The sequence below is a fragment of the Enterobacter sp. PI-10 genome, from assembly GCF_027947695.1.
Lineage (GTDB): Bacteria > Pseudomonadota > Gammaproteobacteria > Enterobacterales > Enterobacteriaceae > Enterobacter > Enterobacter vonholyi.
This window is the reverse complement of record NZ_JAJNOG010000004.1, coordinates 1-25,888: the sequence shown is the minus strand read 5'-3', so window position 1 is coordinate 25,888 and position 25,888 is coordinate 1. Positions and strand designations below refer to the sequence as shown.

The 25,888-nt window shown below is 54.5% G+C and carries 25 protein-coding genes; 17 read left to right on the top strand and 8 right to left on the bottom strand.

The window, feature by feature from the left end:
• Position 1 precedes the first annotated feature (1 nt).
• The 13 genes from rseP (at position 2) to tilS (ending at position 17,067) form a co-directional block, all read left to right on the top strand.
• Positions 2-1,354, top strand: a complete 1,353-nt coding sequence (gene rseP, locus LRM19_RS10695) for a sigma E protease regulator RseP (RefSeq protein ID WP_271368688.1) — start codon at positions 2-4, stop codon at positions 1,352-1,354.
• Positions 1,355-1,383: 29 nt separating this feature from the next.
• On the top strand, positions 1,384-3,801 hold the full coding sequence (gene bamA, locus LRM19_RS10690) for an outer membrane protein assembly factor BamA (protein ID WP_115876403.1): 2,418 nt from the start codon (positions 1,384-1,386) through the stop codon (positions 3,799-3,801).
• A 122-nt stretch (positions 3,802-3,923) separates the two neighbouring features.
• The gene (skp, locus tag LRM19_RS10685; RefSeq protein ID WP_045907838.1) at positions 3,924-4,418 is read left to right on the top strand and encodes a molecular chaperone Skp; all 495 of its coding nucleotides are present in this window, start codon (positions 3,924-3,926) and stop codon (positions 4,416-4,418) included.
• A 3-nt stretch (positions 4,419-4,421) separates the two neighbouring features.
• A complete protein-coding gene (gene lpxD / locus LRM19_RS10680) occupies positions 4,422-5,447 on the top strand; it encodes a UDP-3-O-(3-hydroxymyristoyl)glucosamine N-acyltransferase (protein WP_271368687.1) in 1,026 nt (341 codons plus the stop codon).
• Between the two features lie 102 nt (positions 5,448-5,549).
• Positions 5,550-6,005, top strand: a complete 456-nt coding sequence (fabZ, locus tag LRM19_RS10675; RefSeq protein ID WP_010426706.1) for a 3-hydroxyacyl-ACP dehydratase FabZ — start codon at positions 5,550-5,552, stop codon at positions 6,003-6,005.
• 3 nt (positions 6,006-6,008) lie between these two features.
• The gene (gene lpxA, locus LRM19_RS10670) at positions 6,009-6,797 is read left to right on the top strand and encodes an acyl-ACP--UDP-N-acetylglucosamine O-acyltransferase (protein ID WP_023310462.1); all 789 of its coding nucleotides are present in this window, start codon (positions 6,009-6,011) and stop codon (positions 6,795-6,797) included.
• Positions 6,797-7,945, top strand: a complete 1,149-nt coding sequence (gene lpxB / locus LRM19_RS10665) for a lipid-A-disaccharide synthase (protein ID WP_127729666.1) — start codon at positions 6,797-6,799, stop codon at positions 7,943-7,945. Before lpxA ends, lpxB begins: the two co-directional genes overlap by 1 nt.
• Positions 7,942-8,538: a ribonuclease HII gene (rnhB, locus tag LRM19_RS10660; protein ID WP_008501897.1), complete on the top strand. Its 597-nt coding sequence runs from the start codon at positions 7,942-7,944 to the stop codon at positions 8,536-8,538. Before lpxB ends, rnhB begins: the two co-directional genes overlap by 4 nt.
• 38 nt (positions 8,539-8,576) lie before the next feature.
• On the top strand, positions 8,577-12,059 hold the full coding sequence (dnaE, locus tag LRM19_RS10655) for a DNA polymerase III subunit alpha (protein ID WP_111963989.1): 3,483 nt from the start codon (positions 8,577-8,579) through the stop codon (positions 12,057-12,059).
• 12 nt (positions 12,060-12,071) lie between these two features.
• On the top strand, positions 12,072-13,031 hold the full coding sequence (gene accA, locus LRM19_RS10650) for an acetyl-CoA carboxylase carboxyl transferase subunit alpha (protein ID WP_008501895.1): 960 nt from the start codon (positions 12,072-12,074) through the stop codon (positions 13,029-13,031).
• A 100-nt stretch (positions 13,032-13,131) separates the two neighbouring features.
• On the top strand, positions 13,132-15,264 hold the full coding sequence (locus tag LRM19_RS10645) for a lysine decarboxylase LdcC (RefSeq protein WP_271368686.1): 2,133 nt from the start codon (positions 13,132-13,134) through the stop codon (positions 15,262-15,264).
• 65 nt (positions 15,265-15,329) lie between these two features.
• Positions 15,330-15,719 (top strand): VOC family protein, encoded by a 390-nt coding sequence (locus LRM19_RS10640; protein ID WP_271368685.1) that lies wholly within the window; start codon positions 15,330-15,332, stop codon positions 15,717-15,719.
• A 58-nt stretch (positions 15,720-15,777) separates the two neighbouring features.
• Entirely contained in the window at positions 15,778-17,067 is a 1,290-nt protein-coding gene (gene tilS / locus LRM19_RS10635; protein WP_271368684.1) for a tRNA lysidine(34) synthetase TilS, read from the top strand.
• Positions 17,068-17,095: 28 nt separating this feature from the next.
• Here the strand turns inward: tilS and rof are convergent, their stop codons facing one another.
• Positions 17,096-17,356 (bottom strand): Rho-binding antiterminator, encoded by a 261-nt coding sequence (rof, locus tag LRM19_RS10630; RefSeq protein WP_008501890.1) that lies wholly within the window; start codon positions 17,354-17,356, stop codon positions 17,096-17,098.
• The gene (locus LRM19_RS10625) at positions 17,343-17,543 is read right to left on the bottom strand and encodes a YaeP family protein (protein WP_008501889.1); all 201 of its coding nucleotides are present in this window, start codon (positions 17,541-17,543) and stop codon (positions 17,343-17,345) included. The genes rof and LRM19_RS10625 overlap by 14 nt, the downstream gene beginning before the upstream one ends.
• 196 nt (positions 17,544-17,739) lie before the next feature.
• Here LRM19_RS10625 and LRM19_RS10620 point away from each other — a divergent pair, with 196 nt between their 5' ends.
• Genes LRM19_RS10620 through nlpE form a run of 3 tightly spaced genes read left to right on the top strand, consistent with a single transcriptional unit; the run spans position 17,740 to position 19,437 of the window.
• On the top strand, positions 17,740-18,285 hold the full coding sequence (locus tag LRM19_RS10620; RefSeq protein ID WP_024907533.1) for a YaeQ family protein: 546 nt from the start codon (positions 17,740-17,742) through the stop codon (positions 18,283-18,285).
• Positions 18,282-18,704: an alternative ribosome rescue aminoacyl-tRNA hydrolase ArfB gene (gene arfB / locus LRM19_RS10615; protein WP_271368683.1), complete on the top strand. Its 423-nt coding sequence runs from the start codon at positions 18,282-18,284 to the stop codon at positions 18,702-18,704. Before LRM19_RS10620 ends, arfB begins: the two co-directional genes overlap by 4 nt.
• Positions 18,705-18,738: 34 nt before the next feature.
• Positions 18,739-19,437 carry an envelope stress response activation lipoprotein NlpE gene (gene nlpE, locus LRM19_RS10610; RefSeq protein ID WP_271368682.1) on the top strand — a complete coding sequence of 233 codons (699 nt, stop codon included), beginning with the start codon at positions 18,739-18,741 and terminating at the stop codon, positions 19,435-19,437.
• 48 nt (positions 19,438-19,485) lie between these two features.
• Here the strand turns inward: nlpE and proS are convergent, their stop codons facing one another.
• The 6 genes from proS to metN all read right to left on the bottom strand — a co-directional run bounded on the left by proS (position 19,486) and on the right by metN (position 25,065).
• Positions 19,486-21,204, bottom strand: a complete 1,719-nt coding sequence (gene proS, locus LRM19_RS10605) for a proline--tRNA ligase (RefSeq protein ID WP_090418973.1) — start codon at positions 21,202-21,204, stop codon at positions 19,486-19,488.
• A 112-nt stretch (positions 21,205-21,316) separates the two neighbouring features.
• Positions 21,317-22,024 (bottom strand): tRNA (N6-threonylcarbamoyladenosine(37)-N6)-methyltransferase TrmO, encoded by a 708-nt coding sequence (gene tsaA / locus LRM19_RS10600; RefSeq protein WP_271368681.1) that lies wholly within the window; start codon positions 22,022-22,024, stop codon positions 21,317-21,319.
• Positions 22,021-22,425: an Rcs stress response system protein RcsF gene (gene rcsF / locus LRM19_RS10595; RefSeq protein WP_008501883.1), complete on the bottom strand. Its 405-nt coding sequence runs from the start codon at positions 22,423-22,425 to the stop codon at positions 22,021-22,023. The genes tsaA and rcsF overlap by 4 nt, the downstream gene beginning before the upstream one ends.
• A gap of 106 nt (positions 22,426-22,531) precedes the next feature.
• Positions 22,532-23,347, bottom strand: coding sequence for a methionine ABC transporter substrate-binding lipoprotein MetQ (gene metQ, locus LRM19_RS10590; protein WP_014168729.1), 816 nt, complete (start codon positions 23,345-23,347; stop codon positions 22,532-22,534).
• A gap of 40 nt (positions 23,348-23,387) precedes the next feature.
• Positions 23,388-24,041 (bottom strand): methionine ABC transporter permease MetI, encoded by a 654-nt coding sequence (locus LRM19_RS10585; protein ID WP_271368680.1) that lies wholly within the window; start codon positions 24,039-24,041, stop codon positions 23,388-23,390.
• Positions 24,034-25,065: a methionine ABC transporter ATP-binding protein MetN gene (metN, locus tag LRM19_RS10580; RefSeq protein WP_023310475.1), complete on the bottom strand. Its 1,032-nt coding sequence runs from the start codon at positions 25,063-25,065 to the stop codon at positions 24,034-24,036. Before metN ends, LRM19_RS10585 begins: the two co-directional genes overlap by 8 nt.
• A gap of 188 nt (positions 25,066-25,253) precedes the next feature.
• Between metN and gmhB the strand changes: the two genes are divergently transcribed.
• Complete coding sequence (gene gmhB / locus LRM19_RS10575) at positions 25,254-25,820, top strand: D-glycero-beta-D-manno-heptose 1,7-bisphosphate 7-phosphatase (protein ID WP_111963981.1); 567 nt, start codon at positions 25,254-25,256, stop codon at positions 25,818-25,820.
• Positions 25,821-25,888 lie beyond the last annotated feature (68 nt).

Sequence of the window (25,888 nt, the reverse complement as noted above, 5' to 3'; positions counted from 1 at the left end):
TATGCTGAGCATTCTCTGGAATCTGGCGGCGTTCATTGTTGCACTGGGTGTACTGATTACCGTGCATGAATTTGGCCATTTCTGGGTTGCTCGCCGCTGTGGCGTGCGCGTAGAGCGGTTTTCCATCGGTTTTGGTAAATCACTCTGGACGCGCACAGATCGTCATGGCACAGAGTTTGTCATCGCCCTTATTCCGCTGGGCGGCTACGTCAAAATGCTCGACGAACGCGTCGAGCCTGTCGCTCCTGAGCTGCGACACAGCGCATTCAACAATAAAACCGTTGGACAACGCGCCGCCATCATTGCTGCCGGACCGGTAGCCAACTTCATCTTTGCGATTTTTGCGTACTGGCTGGTGTTTATCATCGGCGTCCCTGGCGTACGTCCTGTAGTGGGTGAAATTGCCCCCAACTCCATCGCGGCGAGTGCGCAAATTACATCCGGGATGGAACTAAAAGCGATTGATGGCATCGAAACCCCTGATTGGGATGCCGTGCGACTGCAGCTGGTAGCCAAAATTGGCGATCCGCAGACCACCATCAGCGTATCGCCGTTTGGTTCTGATACGCGTCAGCACAAAGTACTTGATTTACGCCACTGGCGTTTCGAGCCAGACAAAGAGGATCCCGTCGCTGCGCTGGGCATTCGTCCGCGCGGCCCGCAGATCGAGCCGGTATTAGCCGAAGTACAGGCAAATTCGGCAGCGAGCAAAGCGGGTTTGCAAGCGGGCGACAGGATCGTTAAAGTCGATGGTCAACCATTAACAGAGTGGATGACCTTTGTTACTCTGGTGCGCGATAATCCGGGAACGTCTCTCGCGCTGGAAGTTGAAAGGCAGGGTAGTCCGCTTTCGCTGACGCTGATTCCGGATACGAAGTCGGTCGGCAAAAAGGCAGAAGGGTTTGCAGGCGTTGTGCCAAAAGTGATCCCGCTGCCAGATGAGTACAAGACAATACGCCAGTATGGGCCGTTCAGCGCCATCCTTGAAGCCACGGATAAAACATGGCAACTGATGAAGCTGACGGTCAACATGTTGGGGAAATTGATAACCGGTGATGTGAAACTGAACAACCTCAGTGGGCCAATTTCGATTGCTCAGGGGGCTGGGATGTCAGCGGAATTCGGGGTGATTTACTATCTCATGTTCCTCGCGCTCATTAGCGTGAACCTTGGGATAATCAACCTGTTCCCGCTTCCCGTTTTAGACGGGGGTCATCTGCTGTTTTTAGCGATTGAAAAGCTAAAAGGCGGACCGGTATCCGAGCGAGTTCAAGACTTTAGTTATCGCATTGGCTCGATTCTGCTGGTGCTGTTAATGGGGCTTGCACTTTTCAATGATTTCTCTCGGTTGTAAGAGAGTGTTAGGAAGAACGCATAATAACGATGGCGATGAAAAAGTTGCTCATAGCGTCGCTGCTGTTTAGCAGCGCCACCGTATACGGTGCTGACGGGTTCGTAGTGAAAGACATTCATTTCGAAGGCCTCCAGCGTGTCGCCGTTGGTGCGGCCCTCCTCAGTATGCCTGTACGCCCCGGCGATACGGTTAATGATGATGATATCAGTAACACCATCCGTGCTCTGTTTGCCACCGGCAACTTTGAGGACGTTCGCGTCCTGCGCGATGGTGATACGCTGCTGGTACAGGTAAAAGAACGTCCAACGATCGCCAGTATCACTTTCTCCGGTAACAAGTCGGTGAAAGATGACATGCTCAAGCAAAACCTTGAAGCATCGGGTGTTCGTGTGGGTGAATCTCTGGACCGCACAACCCTTTCAGACATTGAAAAAGGTCTGGAAGACTTCTACTACAGCGTCGGTAAATACAGCGCCAGCGTGAAAGCGGTTGTTACTCCGCTGCCACGTAACCGTGTTGACCTGAAGCTGGTCTTCCAGGAAGGTGTTTCTGCGAAGATCCAGCAGATCAACATTGTCGGCAACCATGCGTTCAGCACCGACGAACTGATCTCCACCTTCCAGCTGCGCGATGAAGTGCCATGGTGGAACGTGGTAGGCGATCGCAAATACCAGAAACAGAAACTGGCGGGCGACCTTGAAACCCTGCGCAGCTACTATCTCGATCGTGGCTATGCGCGTTTCAACATCGACTCGACTCAGGTCAGTCTGACTCCGGACAAGAAAGGCATCTACATTACGGTTAACATCACTGAAGGCGAGCAGTACAAGCTTTCTGGTGTTGAAGTGAGTGGTAATCTGGCGGGGCATTCTGCTGAAATCGAATCGCTGACCAAAATTCAGCCAGGCGACCTGTATAGCGGTTCCAAAGTAACCAAAATGGAAGACAGCATTAAGAAGCTGCTCGGCCGCTATGGTTACGCCTATCCGCGCGTACAGACTCAGCCTGAAATCAATGACGCGGATAAAACCGTTAAGCTGCATGTGAATGTTGATGCGGGCAACCGTTTCTACGTGCGTAAGATCCGCTTCGTCGGTAACGACACCTCCAAAGATTCCGTTCTGCGTCGCGAAATGCGTCAGATGGAAGGCGCATGGTTGGGTAGCGACCTCGTTGATCAGGGTAAAGAGCGTCTGAACCGTCTGGGTTATTTTGAAACGGTAGATACCGATACCCAGCGCGTACCGGGCAGCCCGGATCAGGTTGATGTCGTTTATAAAGTGAAAGAGCGCAATACCGGTAGCTTCAACTTCGGTGTGGGCTACGGTACTGAAAGCGGCGTCAGCTTCCAGGTCGGCGTGCAGCAGGATAACTGGCTGGGTACAGGTTACTCTGTCGGTATTAACGGCACCAAAAACGACTACCAGACCTACTCTGAGTTCTCTGTAACTAACCCATACTTCACCGTAGACGGTGTGAGCCTGGGCGGTCGTATTTTCTATAACGACTTTAAAGCAGACGACGCGGATCTGTCTTCTTACACCAACAAGAGTTACGGTGTAGACGGTACGCTTGGCTTCCCGGTTAACGAATACAACACCCTGCGTGCGGGCTTAGGTTACGTACATAACGACCTGTCCAACATGCAACCTCAGGTGGCGATGTGGCGTTATCTGGACTCTATCGGCCAGTCAACCAGCAAAACTGGTCATGACAATGGCTTCGCGGCGGATGACTTCACCTTTAACTACGGTTGGACCTATAACCGTCTCGACCGCGGTTACTTCCCAACGGAAGGTTCTCGCGTCAACCTGAACGGTAAAGTTACAGTTCCAGGTTCCGATAACGAGTTCTATAAGGTCACGCTGGATACCGCATCCTACTTCCCGATCGATGACGATCATAAGTGGGTGGTACTGGGTCGTACCCGTTGGGGCTATGGCGATGGTCTGGGTGGCAAAGAGCTGCCGTTCTATGAAAACTTCTATGCGGGTGGCTCCAGCACCGTTCGTGGTTTCCAGTCCAACAACATTGGTCCGAAAGCGGTTTACTACGGCGGAAACGACAAAGATAACTGTAATAAGTCTTCCTCTTCCGAAGTCTGTGGTTCCAATGACGCGGTGGGCGGTAACGCTATGGCCGTTGCCAGCCTGGAGTTCATCACGCCAACGCCGTTTATCAGTGATAAATACGCGAACTCGGTCCGTACGTCCTTCTTCTGGGATGCGGGTACCGTGTGGGATACCAACTGGCAGAATACAGCCCAGATGCGCGCAGAAGGCATACCTGACTACAGCGATCCGAGCAATATTCGCATGTCTGCCGGTATCGCATTACAATGGATGTCACCGCTGGGGCCGTTGGTCTTCTCTTACGCCCAGCCGTTTAAGAAATACGATGGAGACAAAGCGGAGCAATTCCAGTTTAACATTGGTAAAACCTGGTAATAATCCGCTGCAAAGGAATGCGTTGGCAGTGTAGCGCTGACAACTGGCGATCGGTAATACGGTCGCCTTGCCACGCAAAGAACGGTACCTTCTGGTGCCAATGGGATGGTAAGGAGTTAATTGTGAAAAAGTGGTTATTAGCTGCAGGTCTCGGTTTAGCGATGGCAACTTCTGCTCAGGCAGCAGACAAAATTGCAATCGTCAACATGGGTAATTTGTTCCAGCAGGTTGCACAGAAAACGGGTGTTTCTGCGACTCTGGAAAACGAATTCAAAGGCCGTGCAAGCGAACTGCAGGGTATGGAAAACGATCTTCAGTCCAAAATGCAGCGTCTGCAGCGTGATGGTTCTACCATGAAGGCAAGCGACCGCAGCAAGCTGGAAAAAGACGTAATGGCTCAGCGCCAGACGTTCTCCCAGAAAGCGCAGGCTTTCGAGCAGGATCGTCAGCGTCGTTCTAACGAAGAACGCGGCAAGCTGGTGACTCGCATTCAGACCGCTGTTAAAGCAGTGGCTGCCGATCAGAGCATCGATCTGGTTGTTGATGCGAACGCCGTTGCTTTCAACAGCAAAGATGTTAAAGACATCACTGCTGATGTTCTGAAACAGGTTAAATAAGTAATGCCTTCAATTCGACTGGCTGATTTAGCTCAGCAGTTGGATGCAGAATTACACGGTGATGGCGATATCGTCATCACCGCTGTTGCGTCCATGCAATCTGCTAAAGCTGGCACGATTACCTTCATGGTAAGCCCTAAGTACCGTGAGCAACTGGCTCAATGCCTGGCGTCAGCTGTTGTACTGACGCAGGACGATCTTCCATTTGCCACTGTAAGCGCGCTGGTAGTGAAAAACCCCTACCTGACGTATGCACGCATGGCTCAAATTCTCGATACCACGCCGCAGCCGGCCCAGAACATTGCTGCCAGTGCAGCGATTGATGCGACGGCCAGGCTGGGTAACAACGTCGCCGTTGGCGCGAATGCGGTTATCGAATCCGGCGTTGTGCTGGGCGATAACGTCGTCATTGGCCCAGGTTGCTTCGTTGGGAAAAATACAAAAATCGGGGCCGGGACCCGTTTATGGGCCAACGTGTCCGTTTATCATGACGTTGAAATTGGCGAAAATTGCCTCGTCCAGTCCAGCACCGTGATTGGTTCCGATGGCTTTGGTTACGCTAACGATCGCGGTAACTGGGTTAAGATCCCGCAGCTTGGTCGCGTTATTATTGGCGATCGCGTAGAGATCGGCGCCTGTACCACCATTGACCGTGGCGCGCTTGACGACACGATCATTGGCAATGGTGTTATCATCGATAACCAGTGCCAGATTGCGCATAACGTTGTGATTGGCGACAATACCGCGGTTGCGGGTGGCGTCATCATGGCAGGCAGCCTGAAAATTGGCCGTTATTGCATGATTGGCGGCGCGAGCGTGATCAATGGCCATATGGAAATATGCGACAAGGTCACCGTGACGGGAATGGGCATGGTAATGCGTCCTATCACTGAACCTGGCGTCTATTCCTCGGGCATTCCGCTACAACCCAACAAGGTATGGCGTAAAACAGCAGCTCTGGTGATGAACATTGATGATATGAACAAGCGCCTCAAGTCTCTTGAGCGTAAGATCGATCAACAAGATTAAGCGTCATCCGTTTAACGCTATTTTTCCCGGCCTGTCGGCTTTCTAATAAACCGGCAGGCCGTGTTATTATTGTTATCAGTACATTTTGACAGGAAGAGTATTTTGACTACTGACACTCATACTCTGCATATTGAAGAGATTTTAGAACTTCTGCCGCACCGCTACCCGTTTCTGCTGGTAGACCGTGTGCTGGATTTTGAAGAAGGTCGTTTTCTGCGCGCAGTGAAAAATGTTTCCGTGAACGAGCCGTTCTTCCAGGGGCACTTCCCTGGGAAGCCTATCTTCCCGGGTGTGTTGATTCTGGAAGCGATGGCTCAGGCTACCGGTATCCTGGCGTTTAAAAGCGTCGGTAAACTGGAGCCAGGTGAGCTGTATTACTTCGCGGGTATTGATGAAGCGCGCTTTAAGCGCCCTGTCGTGCCTGGTGATCAGATGATCATGGAAGTCACTTTTGAAAAAACGCGTCGTGGCCTGACTCGCTTCAAAGGCGTAGCGCTGGTTGACGGCAAAGTTGTTTGCGAAGCGACGATGATGTGTGCTCGTAGCCGGGAGTCCTGATACGTGATTGATAAATCCGCCTTTATTCATCCTACCGCTATTGTGGAAACCGGTGCCATCATTGGCGCTAACGTCCATATTGGCCCGTTTTGTATTGTTGGACCCCATGTCGAAATTGGTGAGGGTACAGTACTGAAATCTCACGTTGTCGTGAACGGTCACACGACCATTGGCTGCAATAACGAGATCTATCAGTTCGCTTCCATCGGCGAAGTTAACCAGGATCTGAAATATGCTGGTGAGTCGACCCGTCTGGAAATTGGCGATCGTAACCGTATTCGCGAAAGCGTCACCATTCATCGTGGAACAGTACAGGGTGGTGGGTTGACGAAGGTGGGCAGCGATAACCTGTTTATGGTTAATGCGCATATCGCGCACGACTGTACCGTAGGTGACCGCTGTATTCTTGCCAACAACGCAACGCTGGCAGGACACGTATCGGTTGATGACTTCGCAATTATTGGCGGCATGACCGCTGTCCATCAGTTCTGCATCATTGGTGCGCACGTGATGGTTGGCGGATGCTCCGGTGTGGCGCAGGACGTCCCACCGTATGTGATTGCGCAGGGCAACCATGCCACGCCGTTTGGCGTGAACATCGAAGGCCTCAAGCGTCGTGGTTTTAGTCGCGAAGCGATTACTGCCATCCGCAACGCGTACAAACTGCTGTACCGTAGCGGTAAAACGCTGGAAGAGGCGAAGCCGGAAATTGCCGAGCTGGCGAATAAGCACCCGGAAGTGAACGCGTTCATGGAATTCTTTGACCGTTCCACAAGGGGTCTGATTCGTTAATGGTCGACAGTCGTCCGCTTACGATAGCCCTGGTCGCCGGAGAAACCTCCGGCGATATTCTTGGTGCCGGTCTCATCCGCGCGCTTAAGGCGCGTGTACCCAATGCTCGCTTTGTCGGCGTTGCTGGCCCGCTAATGCAGGCCGAAGGCTGTGAAGCCTGGTATGAAATGGAAGAGCTCGCCGTGATGGGCATCGTTGAGGTGCTGGGGCGGCTACGCCGTTTGCTGCACATCCGCGCCGATCTCACCCGTCGTTTTACCGAACTCAAACCCGATGTGTTTGTCGGTATCGATGCGCCTGATTTCAACATTACCCTCGAAGGGAATCTGAAAAAGCAGGGTATCAAAACGATTCACTACGTCAGTCCGTCCGTCTGGGCGTGGCGACAGAAACGCGTTTTCAAAATCGGACGGTCCACCAACCTGGTGCTGGCTTTTCTGCCTTTCGAAAAAGCGTTTTACGACAGATTTAATGTTCCGTGCCGTTTTATCGGTCATACCATGGCGGATGCGATGCCCTTGGATCCGGATAAAAACGCGGCGCGCGACGTGCTGGGCATTCCCCATGATGTGCACTGTCTGGCCTTGCTGCCGGGCAGCCGTGGCGCAGAAGTGGAGATGCTGAGCTCCGATTTCCTCAAAACAGCGCAAATTCTTCGCCAGACGTACCCCGATCTCGAAGTGGTCGTGCCGCTGGTGAATGCCAAACGCCGCGAGCAGTTTGAGCGTATCAAAGCGGAAGTCGCCCCGGATCTACACGTCCGTCTTCTGGACGGGAAAGGGAGGGAAGCGATGTATGCGAGCGATGCCGCGCTGCTGGCCTCCGGCACGGCGGCGCTGGAATGCATGCTGGCGAAATGTCCGATGGTGGTCGGTTATCGCATGAAGCCGTTCACTTTCTGGCTGGCAAAACGTCTGGTGAAAACGGATTATGTCTCCCTGCCGAACCTGCTTGCCGGGCGCGAGCTGGTGAAAGAACTGCTGCAGGATGAGTGCCAGCCGCAGGCGCTTGCCGATGCGCTGCTGCCGCTGCTCGCCAACGGCAAGACCAGCCACCAGATGCACGATACCTTCCGCGAACTGCATCAACTGATCCGCTGTAATGCTGATGAGCAAGCGGCCGATGCGGTGCTGGAGTTAGCAAAATGATGGAATTTGTTTATCCTCACACCCATCTTGTGGCGGGCGTGGACGAAGTGGGTCGTGGTCCGTTAGTCGGGGCAGTGGTGACCGCTGCGGTGATCCTCGATCCGGCTCGGCCGATCGTCGGGCTGAACGACTCTAAAAAATTGTCTGAAAAGCGCCGGCTGGCGCTGTTTAGTGAGATTCAGGAGAAGGCGCTGGCCTGGAGCCTGGGGCGCGCTGAACCGCATGAAATAGATGAACTGAATATTTTGCACGCCACGATGCTGGCGATGCAGCGTGCGGTAGCGGGCCTGAAAATTTCCCCGGAATATGTCCTGATTGACGGCAACCGCTGTCCGGCATTGCCCATGCCTTCAATGGCGGTCGTCAAAGGCGATAGCCGGGTCGCAGAAATTAGCGCAGCTTCTATTATTGCCAAAGTGACGCGCGACGCCGAAATGGCCGCGCTGGACCTCACTTACCCTCAGTACGGTTTCGCCCAGCACAAGGGGTATCCCACACCTTTCCACCTGGAGAGGCTGGCTGAACATGGCGCAACCGAACACCACCGGCGCAGTTTCGGCCCGGTGAAACGCGCGCTGGGACGGGTGTCCTGAATCAATACGCAAGCAATTAAGTAACGCGGAATCTGAAGATGGCTGAACCACGTTTCGTACACCTGCGGGTGCATAGCGACTACTCCATGATCGATGGGCTGGCGAAGACCGGGCCGCTGGTAAAAAAGGCGGCCTCCCTTGGCATGCCTGCGCTGGCGATCACCGATTTTACCAACCTGTGTGGCCTGGTGAAGTTCTACGGAACAGCGCACGGCGCGGGGATAAAGCCCATCGTCGGCGCGGATTTCCACGTACAGAGCGACCTCATCGGGGATGAACTGACGCAAATCTCCGTGCTGGCGATGAACAACACGGGTTACCAAAACCTCACGCTGCTTATCTCAAAAGCCTATCAGCGCGGATATGGTGCGCTGGGCCCGTGGATCGACCGCGACTGGCTGGCCGAGCTCAACGAAGGGCTGCTGCTGATCTCCGGTGGCCGTATGGGTGACGTCGGCAAATCACTGCTGCGCGGTAACAGCGCGCTGGTGGATCAATGCGTCTCGTTCTACGAAGAGTATTTCCCGGATCGTTATTATCTGGAGTTGATCCGCACCGGTCGCCAGGACGAAGAGAGCTATCTTCATGCGGCGGTCGCACTTGCGGAAGAACGCGGTCTGCCCGTCGTCGCGACAAACGATGTACGCTTTCTCGAACCGGGAGATTTTGACGCGCACGAAATTCGCGTGGCGATCCACGATGGCTTTACGCTCGACGATCCGAAGCGGCCGCGTAATTACTCCGCTCAACAGTACATGCGCAGCGAGGAGGAGATGTGTGAACTCTTCTCCGATATTCCCGAAGCGCTGGAAAACAGCGTAGAGATCGCCAAGCGCTGCAACGTTACCGTCCGCCTCGGCGAATACTTCCTGCCGCAGTTCCCGACGGGTGACATGACCACGGAAGATTTCCTGGTCGCGAAATCAAAAGAAGGTCTGGAAGAGCGTCTGGAATTCCTGTTCCCGGATGAAGAAGAGCGTAAAAAGCGTCGTCCTGAGTATGACGAACGCCTGGACATTGAACTCCAGGTGATCAACCAGATGGGCTTCCCGGGCTACTTCCTGATCGTTATGGAGTTTATCCAGTGGTCGAAAGATAACGGCGTGCCGGTCGGGCCAGGGCGTGGCTCCGGTGCAGGTTCGCTGGTGGCGTATGCGCTGAAAATTACCGACCTCGATCCGCTGGAATTCGACCTGCTGTTCGAACGTTTCCTCAACCCGGAACGTGTCTCGATGCCCGACTTCGACGTCGACTTCTGCATGGAGAAACGCGACCAGGTGATTGAGCACGTCGCCGATATGTACGGCCGTGACGCGGTATCGCAGATCATTACCTTCGGTACGATGGCGGCAAAAGCGGTTATCCGCGACGTGGGCCGCGTGCTGGGCCACCCGTACGGGTTTGTCGATCGCATTTCTAAGCTGGTGCCGCCCGATCCGGGCATGACGCTGGCAAAAGCGTTTGAAGCCGAGCCGCAGCTGCCGGAAATCTACGAGGCGGACGAAGAGGTCAAAGCGCTGATCGACATGGCGCGCAAGCTTGAAGGCGTCACGCGTAACGCCGGTAAGCATGCGGGGGGCGTGGTTATTGCGCCGACCAAAATTACCGACTTCGCGCCGCTCTACTGCGATGAAGCTGGTGAGCATCCGGTTACTCAGTTTGATAAGAACGACGTGGAATACGCCGGGCTGGTGAAGTTTGACTTCCTCGGCCTGCGTACGCTGACGATCATCGACTGGGCGCTGAAGATGATCAACCCGCGCCGGGAAAAGCAGGGTCTTGAGCCGATAGACATTGCCGCCATCCCGCTGGATGACAAGAAAAGTTTCGACATGCTGCAGCGCTCGGAGACGACAGCCGTCTTCCAGCTTGAATCCCGCGGCATGAAAGATCTGATTAAACGTCTGCAGCCTGACTGCTTTGAAGATATGATCGCACTGGTCGCCCTGTTCCGTCCGGGCCCACTGCAATCAGGGATGGTAGATAACTTTATCGACCGTAAGCACGGTCGCGAAGAGATTTCTTACCCGGACGTTCAGTGGCAGCACGAAAGCCTGAAGCCGGTACTGGAACCAACATACGGCATCATCCTGTATCAGGAACAGGTCATGCAGATTGCCCAGGTGCTTTCCGGCTATACGCTCGGCGGCGCGGACATGCTGCGTCGTGCGATGGGTAAGAAAAAGCCGGAAGAGATGGCCAAGCAGCGCTCCATTTTTGAAGACGGGGCGAAGAAAAACGGCGTTGACGGCGAGCTGGCGATGAAAATCTTCGACCTGGTGGAGAAATTCGCCGGGTACGGATTTAACAAATCTCACTCCGCCGCCTATGCTTTGGTGTCGTATCAAACGCTGTGGCTGAAGGCGCACTATCCTGCTGAATTTATGGCGGCGGTAATGACGGCCGATATGGATAACACCGAGAAGGTGGTTGGCCTGGTGGACGAGTGCTGGCGCATGGGACTCAAGATCCTGCCGCCGGATATTAACTCAGGGCTCTACCACTTCCACGTCAACGATGACGGAGAGATCGTTTACGGGATCGGCGCGATCAAAGGCGTAGGTGAAGGTCCGATCGAGGCGATCATCGAGGCGCGTAACAACGGCGGGTATTTCCGCGAGCTGTTCGATCTTTGCGCCCGTACCGATACCAAAAAACTGAACCGTCGCGTGCTGGAAAAACTGATCATGTCCGGCGCGTTTGACAGGCTGGGGCCGCACCGCGCCGCGCTGATGAATTCCCTCGGCGACGCCCTGAAAGCGGCGGATCAGCACGCAAAAGCGGAAGCCATTGGTCAGGCGGATATGTTCGGTGTGCTGGCGGAAGAGCCAGAGCAGATCGAGCAATCTTATTCCAACTGCCAGCCGTGGCCAGAACAGGTGGTACTGGATGGGGAGCGTGAAACGTTAGGCTTGTACCTGACGGGGCACCCGATCAACCAGTACATTAAAGAAATTGAGCGCTATGTCGGCGGCCACAGGCTTAAAGACATGCATCCGACAGAACGTGGTAAAATCACTACGGCTGCGGGGCTCGTGATTGCTGCAAGGGTTATGGTCACCAAGCGCGGCAATCGTATCGGCATCTGTACGTTGGATGACCGTTCCGGGCGTCTGGAGGTGATGCTGTTCACCGACGCGTTGGATAAATACCAGCAATTGCTGGAAAAAGACCGCATACTTATCGTCAGCGGACAGGTCAGCTTTGATGACTTCAGTGGGGGGCTTAAAATGACCGCCCGCGAAGTGATGGACATTGACGAAGCCCGGGAAAAATATGCTCGCGGGCTTGCTATCTCGCTGACGGACAGGCAAATTGATGACCAGCTTTTAAACCGACTCCGTCAGTCTCTGGAACCCCACCGCTCGGGGACAATTCCAGTACATCTCTACTATCAGAGGGCGGATGCACGTGCGCGGTTGCGCTTTGGTGCAACGTGGCGTGTCTCTCCGAGCGATCGTTTACTGAACGATCTCCGTGGCCTCATTGGTTCGGAGCAGGTGGAACTGGAGTTTGACTAATACAGGAATACTATGAGTCTGAATTTCCTTGATTTCGAACAGCCGATTGCTGAGCTGGAAGCGAAAATCGATTCTCTGACAGCGGTAAGCCGTCAGGATGAAAAACTGGATATTAACATCGACGAAGAAGTGCATCGTCTGCGCGAGAAAAGCGTAGAGCTGACGCGCAAAATCTTTGCCGATCTCGGCGCATGGCAGGTGGCCCAGCTGGCTCGCCATCCACAGCGTCCGTACACCCTGGATTATGTCCGCCTGGCGTTTGACGAATTTGACGAACTGGCAGGCGATCGCGCATACGCTGACGATAAAGCTATCGTTGGCGGTATCGCGCGTCTGGACGGACGCCCGGTGATGATCATTGGTCATCAGAAGGGTCGTGAAACCAAAGAGAAAATCCGTCGTAACTTCGGTATGCCAGCACCGGAAGGCTACCGTAAAGCCCTGCGTCTGATGGAGATGGCTGAGCGTTTCAACATGCCAATCATCACCTTCATCGACACCCCGGGGGCCTACCCTGGCGTGGGCGCGGAAGAGCGCGGTCAGTCTGAAGCCATCGCGCGCAACCTGCGCGAGATGTCTCGTCTGAAGGTGCCGGTCATCTGTACCGTTATCGGTGAAGGTGGCTCCGGCGGTGCGCTGGCAATTGGCGTGGGCGATAAAGTGAATATGCTGCAGTACAGTACCTATTCCGTTATCTCCCCGGAAGGCTGTGCGTCCATTCTGTGGAAAAGCGCCGACAAAGCGCCGCTGGCTGCAGAAGCAATGGGCATCATTGCACCACGCCTGAAAGAGCTGAAGCTGATCGATTCCATCATCCCGGAACCGCTGGGTGGTGCACATCGTAAGCCAGAAGTGATGGCCGCGTCCCTGAAAGCGCAGCTGTTGGCCGATCTGGCAGACCTGGACGTGCTGAGCAAAGAAGATCTGCTCAACCGCCGTTACCAGCGTCTGATGACTTACGGCTACGCGTAAGCTTCACAATTATCTGAAAAGCCGCACAATGTTGCGGCTTTTTTTATACCTGCGGTTTAGCCGGACTATGCTTAGCTAATGTTTTTTAAGGAGGAAGCCCATGAATATCATTGCCGTTATGGGGCCACACGGCGTCTTTTATAAAGATGAGCCGATTAAGGAGCTGGAGCAAGCCCTGCAGTCGCGTGGGTATCAGCTAATCTGGCCGCACAACAGCGCCGATCTGCTGAAGTTCATCGAGCATAACCCGCGTATCTGCGGCGTGATCTTCGACTGGGATGAATATGACCTTGAACTGTGCAGCGATATCAACAAGCTGAACGAATATCTCCCGCTGTACGCCTTTATTAATACCCACTCAACCATGGACGTCAGCGCCAATGATATGCGTATGGCGCTGTGGTTCTTTGAATATTCACTCGGCGTGGCGGAAGACATTGCGACCCGCATTCAGCAGTACACGAATGAATATCTCGATAACATTACGCCACCGTTTACCCGGGCGCTCTTCACCTACGTGAAAGAGGGAAAATATACCTTCTGTACGCCGGGCCATATGGCGGGAACGGCCTACCAAAAAAGCCCGGTCGGCTGCCTGTTCTATGATTTCTTTGGTGGCAACACGCTGAAAGCGGACGTGTCCATTTCAGTCACCGAATTAGGCTCTCTGCTGGATCACACCGGCCCTCATCTGGAAGCCGAAGAGTACATCGCCCGCACCTTTGGGGCCGAGCAGAGCTATATGGTGACCAACGGCACCTCGACCTCGAATAAAATCGTCGGGATGTACGCCGCGCCTGCGGGCAGTACCCTGCTGATTGACCGTAACTGCCATAAATCGCTGGCGCACCTGCTGATGATGAGCGACGTCGTACCGCTCTGGCTGTCGCCCACGCGTAACGCGCTCGGTATTCTTGGCGGCATTCCGCGCCGGGAGTTTACCCATGAAGCCATTGAAAGTAAGGTCGCGACGATCCCTTGCGCAAGCTGGCCTGTTCATGCGGTCATCACCAACTCGACCTATGACGGTCTGTTGTACAACACGAACTGGATCAAAAAGACTTTGGACGTGCCGTCGATCCACTTCGATTCCGCATGGGTACCGTACACTAATTTCCACCCGATTTACGCGGGTAAAAGCGGCATGAGCGGCGAGCGCGTGCCGGGTAAAGTATTCTTCGAAACGCAGTCGACGCACAAAATGCTGGCCGCGTTTTCCCAGGCTTCGCTTATTCACATTAAAGGCGAGTACGACGAGGAGACCTTTAACGAAGCCTTTATGATGCATACCACCACCTCGCCGAGCTATCCGCTGGTGGCGTCTATCGAAACGGCCGCGGCGATGCTGCGCGGCAACCCGGGTAAACGTCTCATCAACCGTTCGGTGGAGCGCGCGCTGCATTTCCGTAAAGAGGTGCAGCGGCTGAAAGATGAAGCCGACGGCTGGTTCTTTGATATCTGGCAGCCGGAAGAGATTGATGAGGCAGAATGCTGGCCCGTCTCGCCCGGCGAAGACTGGCATGGTTTCCGGGATGCCGATAGCGACCATATGTTCCTCGACCCGGTAAAAGTGACGATCCTGACGCCGGGCATGGACGAGCAGGGCAGGATGAGCGATGAAGGTATTCCGGCCGCGCTGGTCGCGAAATTCCTTGATGAACGTGGCGTGGTGGTGGAGAAAACCGGTCCCTATAACCTGCTGTTCCTGTTCAGCATCGGGATCGACAAAACCCGGGCGATGGGATTGCTGCGCGGGCTGATGGAGTTTAAGCGAGCCTACGATCTCAACCTGCGGGTAAAGAACATGCTGCCGGATCTCTACGCGGAGGATCCTGACTTCTACCGTAATATGCGCATTCAGGATCTGGCCCAGGGGATCCACAGGCTGATCCGTCAGCACGATCTGCCGCGTCTGATGCTTCAGGCGTTCGATGTCTTACCGGAGATGAAGTTTATCCCGCACAAGGCATGGCAGCGCCAGGTGAAAGGGGAGGTCGAAACCGTTGAGCTGGAAAACCTGGTCGGGCGCGTATCAGCGAACATGATCCTGCCCTACCCACCGGGCGTACCGCTCCTGATGCCGGGAGAGATGATTACCGAAGAGAGTCGGGCCGTGCTCGATTTCCTGCTGATGCTTTGTTCGGTAGGGCGTCACTATCCCGGTTTTGAGACGGATATCCACGGTGCGAAGCGCGACGAAAACGGCGTTTACTGGGTGCGAGTCCTAAAATAAGGGTGACCGCTTGCATGGTGCGGGTTTTCGGTTGTAACGTTCAGGCATCATAAAAAGGAGAAGCTATGCTGGGTTTAAAACAGGTTCATCATATTGCGATCATTGCGACCGATTACGCGAAGAGTAAGGCCTTCTACTGCGACATTCTCGGCTTTACGCTGTTGAGCGAGGCGTACCGCGAGGATCGCGACTCCTGGAAGGGCGATCTGGCGTTAAACGGGCAGTATGTGATTGAACTGTTCTCTTTTCCTTTTCCGCCTGCGCGTCCGTCCCGCCCGGAAGCCTGCGGCCTGCGCCATCTCGCCTTCAGCGTCGATGACCTGGATAGCGCAGTAAAACATCTGGAAGCGCACGGCGTGACGTGCGAAGCGATTCGCGTCGATCCGTTCACCGACAAGCGCTTTACCTTTTTCAACGACCCGGACGGCCTGCCGCTGGAGCTTTATCAGCAGTAATCTTCGTGCTGTGTGATAATGCCCGCTCAGTTCGGGCATTTTTTATGTGTAATTCCCTATGACCTTACCCGCTATCGCACACGCCGTTTCACCGTACCGCCAGCTGCTGGTGGGGTTTAGCGGTGGCCTGGATTCCACCGTTCTGCTCCATCGCCTTAAGCGCTGGCGCGATCGGGAGCCTGACGTCCAGCTGCGGGCGATACATATTCATCACGGATTAAGTCCTCACGCAGAGAAGTGGGTGGCGCACTGCGAAGCCTTGTGTGCGGCATGGGCGATCCCGCTCCTCGTCGAGCGCGTCACGCTGGTAGAGGAAGGGCTGGGTATCGAGGCGCAGGCACGTAAAGCCCGCTATGCCGCCTTTGCCGGGGCATTACGTACCGGAGAAGCGCTGGTCACTGCCCAGCACCTGGACGATCAGTGTGAAACCTTTCTGCTGGCGCTTAAGCGGGGCAGCGGGCCGGCGGGGCTTTCTGCCATGCCGGCGCGTTCTGAATTTGCCGGCACAACGTTACTGCGTCCGCTGCTTGGCGAGACGCGCGTCTCGCTTGAAGCCTGGGCGCGAGAACATCAGCTGAGCTGGATCGAAGATGAGAGCAACCAGGATGACGGCTATGACCGTAACTTCCTTCGTCTGCGCGTCCTTCCGCTTTTAAGCGAGCGCTGGCCGCATTTCGCCGACGCGACGGCAAGAAGCGCCATGCTGTGCGCCGAACAGGAGTCGCTGCTGGACGAGCTGTTGAGCGGCGAGCTGGCTGGGCTGATTTCTGCCGACGGGGGGCTGGCGATCGCCCCGATGCAAGCGATGAGCCCGGTACGTCGCGCCGCGCTGTTACGCCGCTGGCTTGCCTCTCATCACGCTGCGATGCCGTCGCGGGCGATGCTGAGCCGTATCTGGGACGAGGTTGCCCTGGCGCGGGATGATGCTTCCCCGTGCGTCCACCTTAACGGTTTTGACGTTAGACGCTATAAAGGGGAACTCTGGTGGATAAAATCAACGCCTTCACTGACCGATGTGGTGCTCGACTGGCTTTCTCCTGACGCACCGCTGGTATTGCCCGGTGAGGCAGGACGCGTTTCTCTCCTGTCGTCTGGTCATGTGCGGCTGCCGAAGCCCGGTGAACCGGTCACCGTGCGCTTTAAGGCTGGCGGCATGCTGCATATCGTCGGGCGCAACGGGGGACGCAAGCTGAAGAAAATCTGGCAGGAGTGCAACGTGCCGCCGTGGCTGCGCGACACCACGCCGCTGCTGTTCTATGGTGAAACGTTGATTGCTGCGGCAGGGGTTTTCATTACGGAAGAGGGTTGGACAGAAGAGGGTGTCCGTTTTGAGTGGCAGAAAGCGTAACGGGCAGCCAGGCTGCCCGTTAGTGTCATCAGGATTCGCTCACCACGACGGTGCCGATTTGCGGGTGGCTGAAGCTGGCTATTTTGTCCAGGCGCAGCTCACGCGTCGCACCGGCATCTTCCACTATCAGGTATTCCACATTCTTGCGTGAAACCAGATCGCTGGCTTTTGCCTTCAACACTTCGCCATCTTTTAGCTCCAGCGTCAGTAATAAATGATGCTGGCAGGCGAGTTCGAGGTTGTCATAGTCATCACAATTGATGGGTTGATAAGTATCATTCATCGACATAATCGCTCACCAGTAAATTCGCCGCAGCATACGCTGCTTTTTCCCTGACCGACTCTGAAAGGCTCTCATCAGAGGCCACTTCATTAAGCACTTTCAATACACAGCCCAACGCGTCCGGGACATACCCCAGATCTCCGCTGGCGATTTCCGCATACCGTTTGCGAATTAACTCACAATAATTATTCACATCCCCTCCCGCCAGCGCACTGACTTACTGTGAGATATCATTAAGCCTACGAAGATAAACTCGGTTTAGCAAGGTGACTATACCATACTCATTTAAGCAATATCAGCGCCTTGATAGCGGTGTATTTATCACCCCATAACAGCCTTTTGCCGCGGTTTTCGCTACAATGAGCGCCTGATTCGAATGGAGTTCTCTCATGGCGCTGAAAGCGACAATTTATAAAGCAGTGGTCAATGTGGCCGATCTTGATCGCAACCAGTTCCTCGACGCGTCGCTTACGCTGGCACGCCATCCCTCCGAAACCCAGGAGCGCATGATGCTGCGCCTGCTGGCGTGGATTAAGTACGCCGACGAGCGTCTGCAGTTTACCCGTGGGTTAAGCGCAGAAGACGAGCCTGAAGCCTGGCTGCGCAACGATCATCTGGGTATCGACTTGTGGATCGAACTCGGCCTGCCTGACGAGCGCAGAATTAAGAAGGCCTGCACCCAGTCCGCTGAAGTGGCCTTATTCGCGTATAATCAGCGTGCTGCGGAGATTTGGTGGCAGCAAAACAAGAGCAAGTGCGGACAGTTTAAAAATCTCACGGTTTGGTATCTGGATGATGAGCAGCTGGCTCAGCTGAGCGAGTTTGCCAGCCGGACCATGGTGTTGCAGGCGACGATTCAGGATGGCGCCATCTGGCTCTCTGATTCTCAGAATAATCTGGAAATTCATTTGGCGGCGTGGCAGCCCGCGTCATGATCGTCTTGTCCCGTAACGTCAGCATTCCTGACAACGAGCTGGAGATTACCGCCATCCGTGCTCAGGGGGCCGGTGGGCAGCACGTCAACAAGGCGTCGACGGCTATCCATTTGCGTTTTGACATTCGGGCCTCGAGCCTGCCAGAGTATTATAAAGACAGCCTGCTTGCTGCCAGCCATCACCTGATCACCAGCGATGGTGTGATTGTGATCAAAGCCCAGGAGTACCGGAGCCAGGAGCTCAACCGGGAAGCGGCGATAGCCAGGCTGGTGGCGGTCATCAAAGAATTAACGGCAGTACAAAAAAGCCGCCGGGCAACGCGGCCAACCCGCGCATCGAAAGAGCGTCGGCTGTCCTCGAAGGCCCAAAAATCCACAGTGAAAGCACTACGCGGTAAAGTTCGTCGCCCAACAGAGTGACGAAAGGGAACACAATTTTCATAAGGAATTCATTGTGAAAAAAGCATTATGGTCAGCGATGGCAGTGAGCACGCTGTTTGCGCTTTTCGGGTGTAACAACCGCTCCGAAACGCAGATGTTACAACCCACGCAAACGGAAGAGTTAAAACCAATGCAGCAGAGCTGGCGCGGCGTATTGCCTTGCGCAGACTGCGAAGGCATTGAAACGTCTCTGTTCCTGCAAAAAGACGGCACCTGGGTAATGAACCAGCGCTATCAGGGCGCTAAAGAACCCTCGTCATTTGCAACTTACGGAACATGGGCGCGTACGGCTGAGAAGCTGGTTCTGACGGATGCCTCCGGTGAGAAAACCTTTTTCCGCGCCAAAGGCGAGGGAATGGAGATGCTTGACCGCGAAGGCAACCCGATTGAATCCCAGTTCAACTACACGCTTGCGCCGGTAAAAGCGGCTCTGCCTGCCACGCCTATGGCAATGCGGGGGATGTACTTCTATATGGCGGATGCGGCGATCTTTACCGACTGCGCAACCGGCAGGAAGGTTAGCGTGGCAAACAATGCGCAGCTTGAACGTGATTACGCCGTGGCACGCGGTAATGACAGCAAGCCGGTATTGCTGACGGTTGACGGTCACTTTACGCTTGAAGCAAACCCGGATAGCGGAGAGATGGTGAAAACGCTGGTGGCGGATAAAGGCGCGAAATTTATTGCGGGCAAAGACTGTAATAGTAAATAAGCTGACGTAGCACCATTAAAAAACCCCGCCTGAGCGGGGTTTTTTTGTTTAGCCTTTAATGGCTTTCACCAGGTAATCAAGGATATCGCCGGTCTTGATCATCTGTTTTTCGCCGCTGCGACGGTATTTGTATTCAATCTCATCGCTGTCGAGGTTACGGTCGCCGATAACGACGGTATGTGGGATGCCGATCAGTTCCATATCGGCGAACATCACGCCCGGACGCTCTTTACGGTCATCCATCAGCACTTCGATGCCCTGAGCGCGCAGCTCGGCATACAGCTTCTCGGCCAGCTCCTGCACGCGGTAAGACTTGTGCATGTTCATTGGCAGAATGGCGACCTGGAACGGCGCGATATTGTCCGGCCAGACGATGCCGCGCTCGTCGTAGTTCTGCTCAATCGCCGCAGCCACCACGCGCGTCACCCCGATACCGTAGCAACCCATGGTCAGGATCTGGTTACGGCCATCTTCGCCCTGAACGGCGGCGTTCAGCGCGCGAGAGTATTTATCGCCCAGCTGGAAGATGTGACCGACCTCGATGCCGCGCTTAATCATCAGGGTACCCTGACCATCCGGGCTTGGATCGCCTGCAACCACGTTACGGATGTCAGCCACTTCCGGCGTCGCCACGTCGCGATCCCAGTTGATGCCGAAGTAGTGTTTACCGTCGATGTTCGCACCAGCGGAGAAGTCGCTCATTGCAGCAACCGTGCGGTCAATAACAACCGGCACCGGCAGATTGACTGGACCCAGTGAACCTGGACCCGCATTCACCACGGCGCGGATTTCCGCTTCCGTGGCGAACGTCAGCGGGCTGGCGACCTGCGGCAGCTTCTCGGCTTTCACTTCGTTCAGCTCATGATCGCCACGCACCAGCAGGGCAACCAGCGGGTAAGCGCTGCCTTCGGTGGATTTCACCAGCAGCGTTTTCACGGTTTTTTCAACTGGCAGATTGAACTGCTCAACCAGCTCGGCAATGGTTTTCGCGTTTGGCGTATCAACCAGCGTCATCTCTTGCGTTGCCGCAGCACGCGGTTCTTTTGGTGCCAGCGCTTCTGCAAATTCGATGTTCGCCGCGTAGTCTGAAGAGTCAGAGAAGATCACATCGTCTTCACCGCTCTGCGCCAGTACCTGGAACTCATGGGATGCGCTACCGCCGATGGAGCCGGTATCAGCCTGCACAGCACGGAAATCCAGACCCATGCGGGAGAAGATTTTGCTGTATGCCGCGTACATTGCGTCGTAAGTCTCTTGCAGTGATTCCTGAGAGGTATGGAAAGAGTAGGCATCTTTCATCAGGAATTCGCGAGAGCGCATGACGCCGAAACGCGGGCGAACTTCGTCACGGAACTTGGTCTGGATCTGGAAGAAGTTCAGCGGCAGCTGTTTGTAAGAGCTCAGCTCATTACGAATCAGGTCGGTAATAACTTCTTCATGCGTTGGGCCGAGAACGAACGGACGCTCGCCGCGATCGACGAAGCGCAGCAGTTCAGGACCATATTGTTCCCAACGGCCACTCTCCTGCCACAGGTCAGCGGGCTGAACCACAGGCATGGACACCTCGATAGCACCGGCGTTGTTCATCTCTTCACGCACGATGTTTTCGACTTTTTTCAGGACGCGCACGCCGGTCGGCAGCCAGGTATATAACCCGGAGGCCAGCTTGCGGATCATCCCGGCGCGCAGCATCAGCTGATGGCTGATCACTTCGGCGTCGGCAGGCGTCTCCTTCAGAGTGGAGAGCAGATATTGGCTAGTACGCATGTTGTTACGGTTCCATTTCGACGATTGGAACAGGCTGAAACACCAGCCTGACACAAAAAAAGTGGTTTAGTTTACCAGTGTGGCAAAGATGCCAAAAGAGAGGAGAACAAAATTACCTGGGTTCAAGGGCAAACACTTCAAAACCTGCCCCGGAGACGCGCCAGCGAACGTTAAAATCCATCAGCCAGACGGCGTACGTTTTTCCTGCTTCCTCTTCTTTACGGTAGGCCGGGCGCGGGTCCTGTGCCAGAACTTCGGTGATGAAATCCCGTAAGCGAGGATAGCGTTTCTCCAGCTGACCGAGCTGTGCGGTTATCTCAGGCGTAAAATACACCGGCATGTCCGCCTGTGGTGCGTCCTGAGCATAACTTGCACGCGCGTTCGGGAGCGCTTCGGCGAAGGGCAAATAGGGCTTGATGTCGATAACCGGCGTGCCGTCGACCAGGTCCAGGCTACCTAACTCCAGTATCACCCGATCTTTCTGGCAGCGTATGCCTTTCAGTTCAACCAGCGACATGCCAACCGGGTTTGGACGGAAGGTCGAGCGCGTTGCAAACACGCCCATTCTCGCATTGCCGCCAAGACGAGGAGGACGCACGGTAGGTCGCCAGCCGCCTTCCATCGTCTGGTGAAACACGAACACCACCCATAAATGGCTGAAAGCCTCGAGCCCGCGTACCGCATCGGCCTGATTGTAAGGCGCAATCAGGTGAAGCTCACCGCTTCCGCTGGTGACCAGACCGGGCTGGCGAGGGACGGCGAACTTCTCTTTATAAGGAGAGTGGATAACGCCTATCTGCTCGAACTGAAATGCACTCATTTCGCCGTGATGTTCAGCGCAGAACCGATGCAAACCGCCTGACGGTAGCAGCCCGGCGTGCCGCTGGTGACTTCACAGCTGTGCAGCAGAACCGCGTTAGCTTTCATTTTTGCGGCATTAATCTGCATGCGTTTACGCGCTGTCGGAATATTTGGTGGTGAGTCCTGATTGGTCGCCTGACAGGATTCGCCGCTCACTTCGCCCAGCTCACGGAACGGTTTACCGACGAGTTCGTCCGCTTTCGTGATAATGCGAACCGGCGCAGGGCGAACCACTTTCGGTTTCGCAGGCTCGGTCTTTGGCGGGGTTGCCGTGCTTTGAACAGGTTCAACGGGAGATCTGCTTAGCATAGAACAGCCGCTCAGCATGAGTGCTAAAAGACAGATCGGTAAAGCACGCATAATATTTCCTCAATGGATAATCAAAACGTCAGATATTGAATCAGTTGACTGCACAAATGACAAGACGGGCATAAGCCCGTCCTGATGATATTACACTGAGGTGAGATTACCAGCCTTTAACAGCGCCGCCGTTAAACACTTTGTTGGCTTCCTGGTAAACTTCATCTGACTGATAGGCCTGAACGAATTTCTTCACGTTTTCCGCGTCCTTGTTGTCTTCGCGAGTCACGATCAGGTTAACGTACGGGGAGTCTTTATCTTCAACGAAGATACCGTCTTTGGCTGGCGTCAGGCCAATCTGGCTGGCGTACGTGGTGTTGATAACGGCCAGAGCAATCTGTGCATCGTCCAGAGAACGTGGCAGCTGCGGTGCTTCCAGTTCAACGATTTTCAGATTTTTCGGGTTCTCGGTGACGTCCAGAACGGTTGGCAGCAGGCCAACACCGTCTTTCAGTTTGATCAGGCCCACTTTCTGCAGCAGCAGCAGGGAACGACCAAGGTTAGTTGGGTCGTTAGGTACGGCAACCTGAGAGCCCGGCTGCAGTTCGTCCAGGGATTTAATTTTCTTAGAGTAACCGGCAATCGGATACACGAAGGTGTTACCGACACCCACCAGTTTATAGCCGCGATCTTTAATCTGCTGATCCAGGTATGGCTTATGCTGGAAGGCATTCGCGTCGATATCGCCTTTGCTCAGCGCTTCGTTCGGCAGAACGTAATCGTTGAAGGTCACCAGCTCCACGTCCAGGCCATATTTCTCTTTTGCCACTTTCTGAGCAACTTCCGCAACCTGCTGTTCTGCACCTACGATAACGCCCACTTTAATGTGGTTTGGATCCTTTTCGTCCTGACCGCAACCCACCAGTGCCAGAGAGCCGATCAGCGCGCCTACTGCTGCGAAGGTCTTTAATTTAAACGCCATGTTTTATCCTTAACTCGTAGAGTTTGTGTTGTGTGTAACGTTATTTATGCGTAACAGCCCGGACGATGCAATCGCCAGAGAACTGGATTAAGTAAACCAAAACAACCAGCAATACCAGAACGGTATTCATCACGGTAGCGTTATATCCAATATAGCCGTACTGGTAACCAATCTGACCTAAACCGCCGGCACCAACGGCACCGCCCATCGCGGAATAACCGACCAGGGTGATAAGCGTAATGGTTGCCGCATTCACCAGCCCTGGCAGCGCCTCAGGCAGCAGAACCTTGCGGACGATCTGCATCGGCGTGGCACCCATCGCACGGGAAGCTTCGATCAAACCGGTTGGGATTTCCAGCAGGGCGTTCTCCACCATACGGGCGATAAACGGCGCAGCGCCAACGGTCAGCGGAACGATCGCCGCCTGCAGACCGATAGACGTTCCGACGATCACGCGGGTAAACGGAATCATCCACACCAGTAAAATAATGAACGGGATAGAACGGAAGATGTTCACCAGCGCAGAGAGCGTACGGTACAGCTTCGCGTTCTCAATGATTTGACCCGGACGCGTCACGTACAGCAACACGCCGACCGGCAGGCCAATCACAAAACCAAAGAAGCCAGAGACAAAGGTCATTGCCAGCGTTTCCCAAACGCCGCGAACCAGCAGCCACATCATCGGCTCAGACATAACCCAGTACCTCTACTTTTACGTGATGTTCTTGCAGCCAGGCAATGGCTGCCTGGGTTTCTTCTTGTGTGCCGTGCATTTCTGTCAGCATGATGCCGAACTTCACGCCACCGGCGTAATCCATCTGCGCGCTGATGATGTTGTTGTTCACGTTAAAGCGACGCGCGGTTTCGGAAAGCAGGGGAGCATCAACGGACTGACCGGTGAACTCCATGCGCAGCATCGGGACGCTGTCAGCAGCGGGTTCGGTCTTCAAACGCTCCAGATAGTCTTCCGGGATATCCAGATGCAGGGTGGACTGGATGAACTGCTGCGCCAGCGGGGTTTTCGGGTGCGAGAACACTTCACTTACCGTGTCCTGCTCGATCAGTTCACCGTTGCTAATGACCGCCACGCAGTCGCAGATGCGTTTCACCACATCCATCTCGTGCGTAATAAGGAGGATCGTCAGGCCCAGACGACGATTAATGTCCTTCAGCAGTTCCAGAATAGAACGCGTGGTTGCGGGATCCAGTGCGCTGGTGGCCTCATCGCACAGCAGTACCTTAGGATTGCTGGCCAGCGCGCGGGCGATGGCCACACGTTGTTTTTGCCCGCCGGACAGATTTGCCGGGTAGCTATCATGTTTATCGCCCAGACCCACGAGGTCGAGCAGCTCGGTGACGCGACGCTTCACTTCTTCTTTCGGCGTGTTATCCAGCTCAAGCGGTAAGGCAACGTTGCCGAACACGGTGCGGGAAGCCAGCAGGTTAAAGTGCTGGAAAATCATGCCAATCTGACGACGCGCTTTGGTGAGTTCTTTCTCTGAAAGGGCGGTAAGTTCCTGACCGCCAACTTCTACGCTGCCCTGGGTTGGACGCTCAAGCAGGTTAACACAACGGATCAGCGTGCTTTTACCTGCACCCGATGCGCCAATGACGCCATAAATTTGGCCAGCAGGAACATGCAGGCTGACATTGTTCAGAGCCTGAATGGTTCGGTTCCCCTGCTGGAACACTTTGGTGATATTGGAAAGTTTAATCATTAGATTATTTTTATCGTATGTAAGTTAGCCGTGGCATTTTCTTCTGCCAGATACGGGTGATGGCCGTAAACAAAACGGATGTTAAGGCATCCAGACGTCTAAATCAATCCAACTATGCACGATGAGCACTTTATTGCGCTGCGATTCATGAGATACTAGTTGAACATGCCTTTTTCAGGAGCAAACCGGTGGCAAAATCAGTACCCGCAATTTTTCTCGATCGTGATGGCACTATTAATGTGGATCACGGTTATGTCCATGAGATTGATGAGTTCGAGTTTATCGAGGGCGCAATAGATGCCATGCGCCAGCTGAAAGAGATGGGGTATGCGCTGGTGGTCGTGACGAACCAGTCCGGTATTGCACGCGGTAAATTCACCGAAGCGCAGTTCGAAACGCTGACGGAATGGATGGACTGGTCGCTGGCCGACCGCGGTGTGGATCTCGATGGCATCTATTATTGTCCGCACCATCCACAGGGAACCGTAGAAGAGTATCGTCAGACCTGTGATTGCCGTAAGCCGCATCCGGGGATGTTCATCTCTGCGCAGGAGTTCCTGCACATTGATATGGCGGCTTCTTATATGGTGGGCGATAAACTGGAAGATATGCAGGCAGCCACAGCAGCGGGTGTAGGGACCAAAATATTAGTGCGCACCGGCAAGCCTGTGACGCCAGAAGCTGAGAATGCGGCGGATTGGGTAATTAATAGTCTGGCCGAGCTGCCAAAAGAGATTAAAAAGCACCAAAAATAGCCTTTCTGGTGAAAAGATGAGCGGTTGAAATAAAAATGCATTTTTCCGCTTGTCATTCCTCGGCGGCC

Coding starts and splice junctions, on each gene's coding strand:
- rseP (WP_271368688.1), top strand. CDS start 2: ATGCTGAGCATTCTCTGGAATCTGGCGGCGTTCATTGTTGCACTGGGT.
- bamA (WP_115876403.1), top strand. CDS start 1,384: ATGGCGATGAAAAAGTTGCTCATAGCGTCGCTGCTGTTTAGCAGCGCC.
- lpxD (WP_271368687.1), top strand. CDS start 4,422: ATGCCTTCAATTCGACTGGCTGATTTAGCTCAGCAGTTGGATGCAGAA.
- lpxB (WP_127729666.1), top strand. CDS start 6,797: ATGGTCGACAGTCGTCCGCTTACGATAGCCCTGGTCGCCGGAGAAACC.
- rnhB (WP_008501897.1), top strand. CDS start 7,942: ATGATGGAATTTGTTTATCCTCACACCCATCTTGTGGCGGGCGTGGAC.
- dnaE (WP_111963989.1), top strand. CDS start 8,577: ATGGCTGAACCACGTTTCGTACACCTGCGGGTGCATAGCGACTACTCC.
- accA (WP_008501895.1), top strand. CDS start 12,072: ATGAGTCTGAATTTCCTTGATTTCGAACAGCCGATTGCTGAGCTGGAA.
- LRM19_RS10645 (WP_271368686.1), top strand. CDS start 13,132: ATGAATATCATTGCCGTTATGGGGCCACACGGCGTCTTTTATAAAGAT.
- LRM19_RS10640 (WP_271368685.1), top strand. CDS start 15,330: ATGCTGGGTTTAAAACAGGTTCATCATATTGCGATCATTGCGACCGAT.
- tilS (WP_271368684.1), top strand. CDS start 15,778: ATGACCTTACCCGCTATCGCACACGCCGTTTCACCGTACCGCCAGCTG.
- rof (WP_008501890.1), bottom strand. CDS start 17,356: ATGTCGATGAATGATACTTATCAACCCATCAATTGTGATGACTATGAC.
- LRM19_RS10620 (WP_024907533.1), top strand. CDS start 17,740: ATGGCGCTGAAAGCGACAATTTATAAAGCAGTGGTCAATGTGGCCGAT.
- arfB (WP_271368683.1), top strand. CDS start 18,282: ATGATCGTCTTGTCCCGTAACGTCAGCATTCCTGACAACGAGCTGGAG.
- proS (WP_090418973.1), bottom strand. CDS start 21,204: ATGCGTACTAGCCAATATCTGCTCTCCACTCTGAAGGAGACGCCTGCC.
- tsaA (WP_271368681.1), bottom strand. CDS start 22,024: ATGAGTGCATTTCAGTTCGAGCAGATAGGCGTTATCCACTCTCCTTAT.
- rcsF (WP_008501883.1), bottom strand. CDS start 22,425: ATGCGTGCTTTACCGATCTGTCTTTTAGCACTCATGCTGAGCGGCTGT.
- metQ (WP_014168729.1), bottom strand. CDS start 23,347: ATGGCGTTTAAATTAAAGACCTTCGCAGCAGTAGGCGCGCTGATCGGC.
- LRM19_RS10585 (WP_271368680.1), bottom strand. CDS start 24,041: ATGTCTGAGCCGATGATGTGGCTGCTGGTTCGCGGCGTTTGGGAAACG.
- metN (WP_023310475.1), bottom strand. CDS start 25,065: ATGATTAAACTTTCCAATATCACCAAAGTGTTCCAGCAGGGGAACCGA.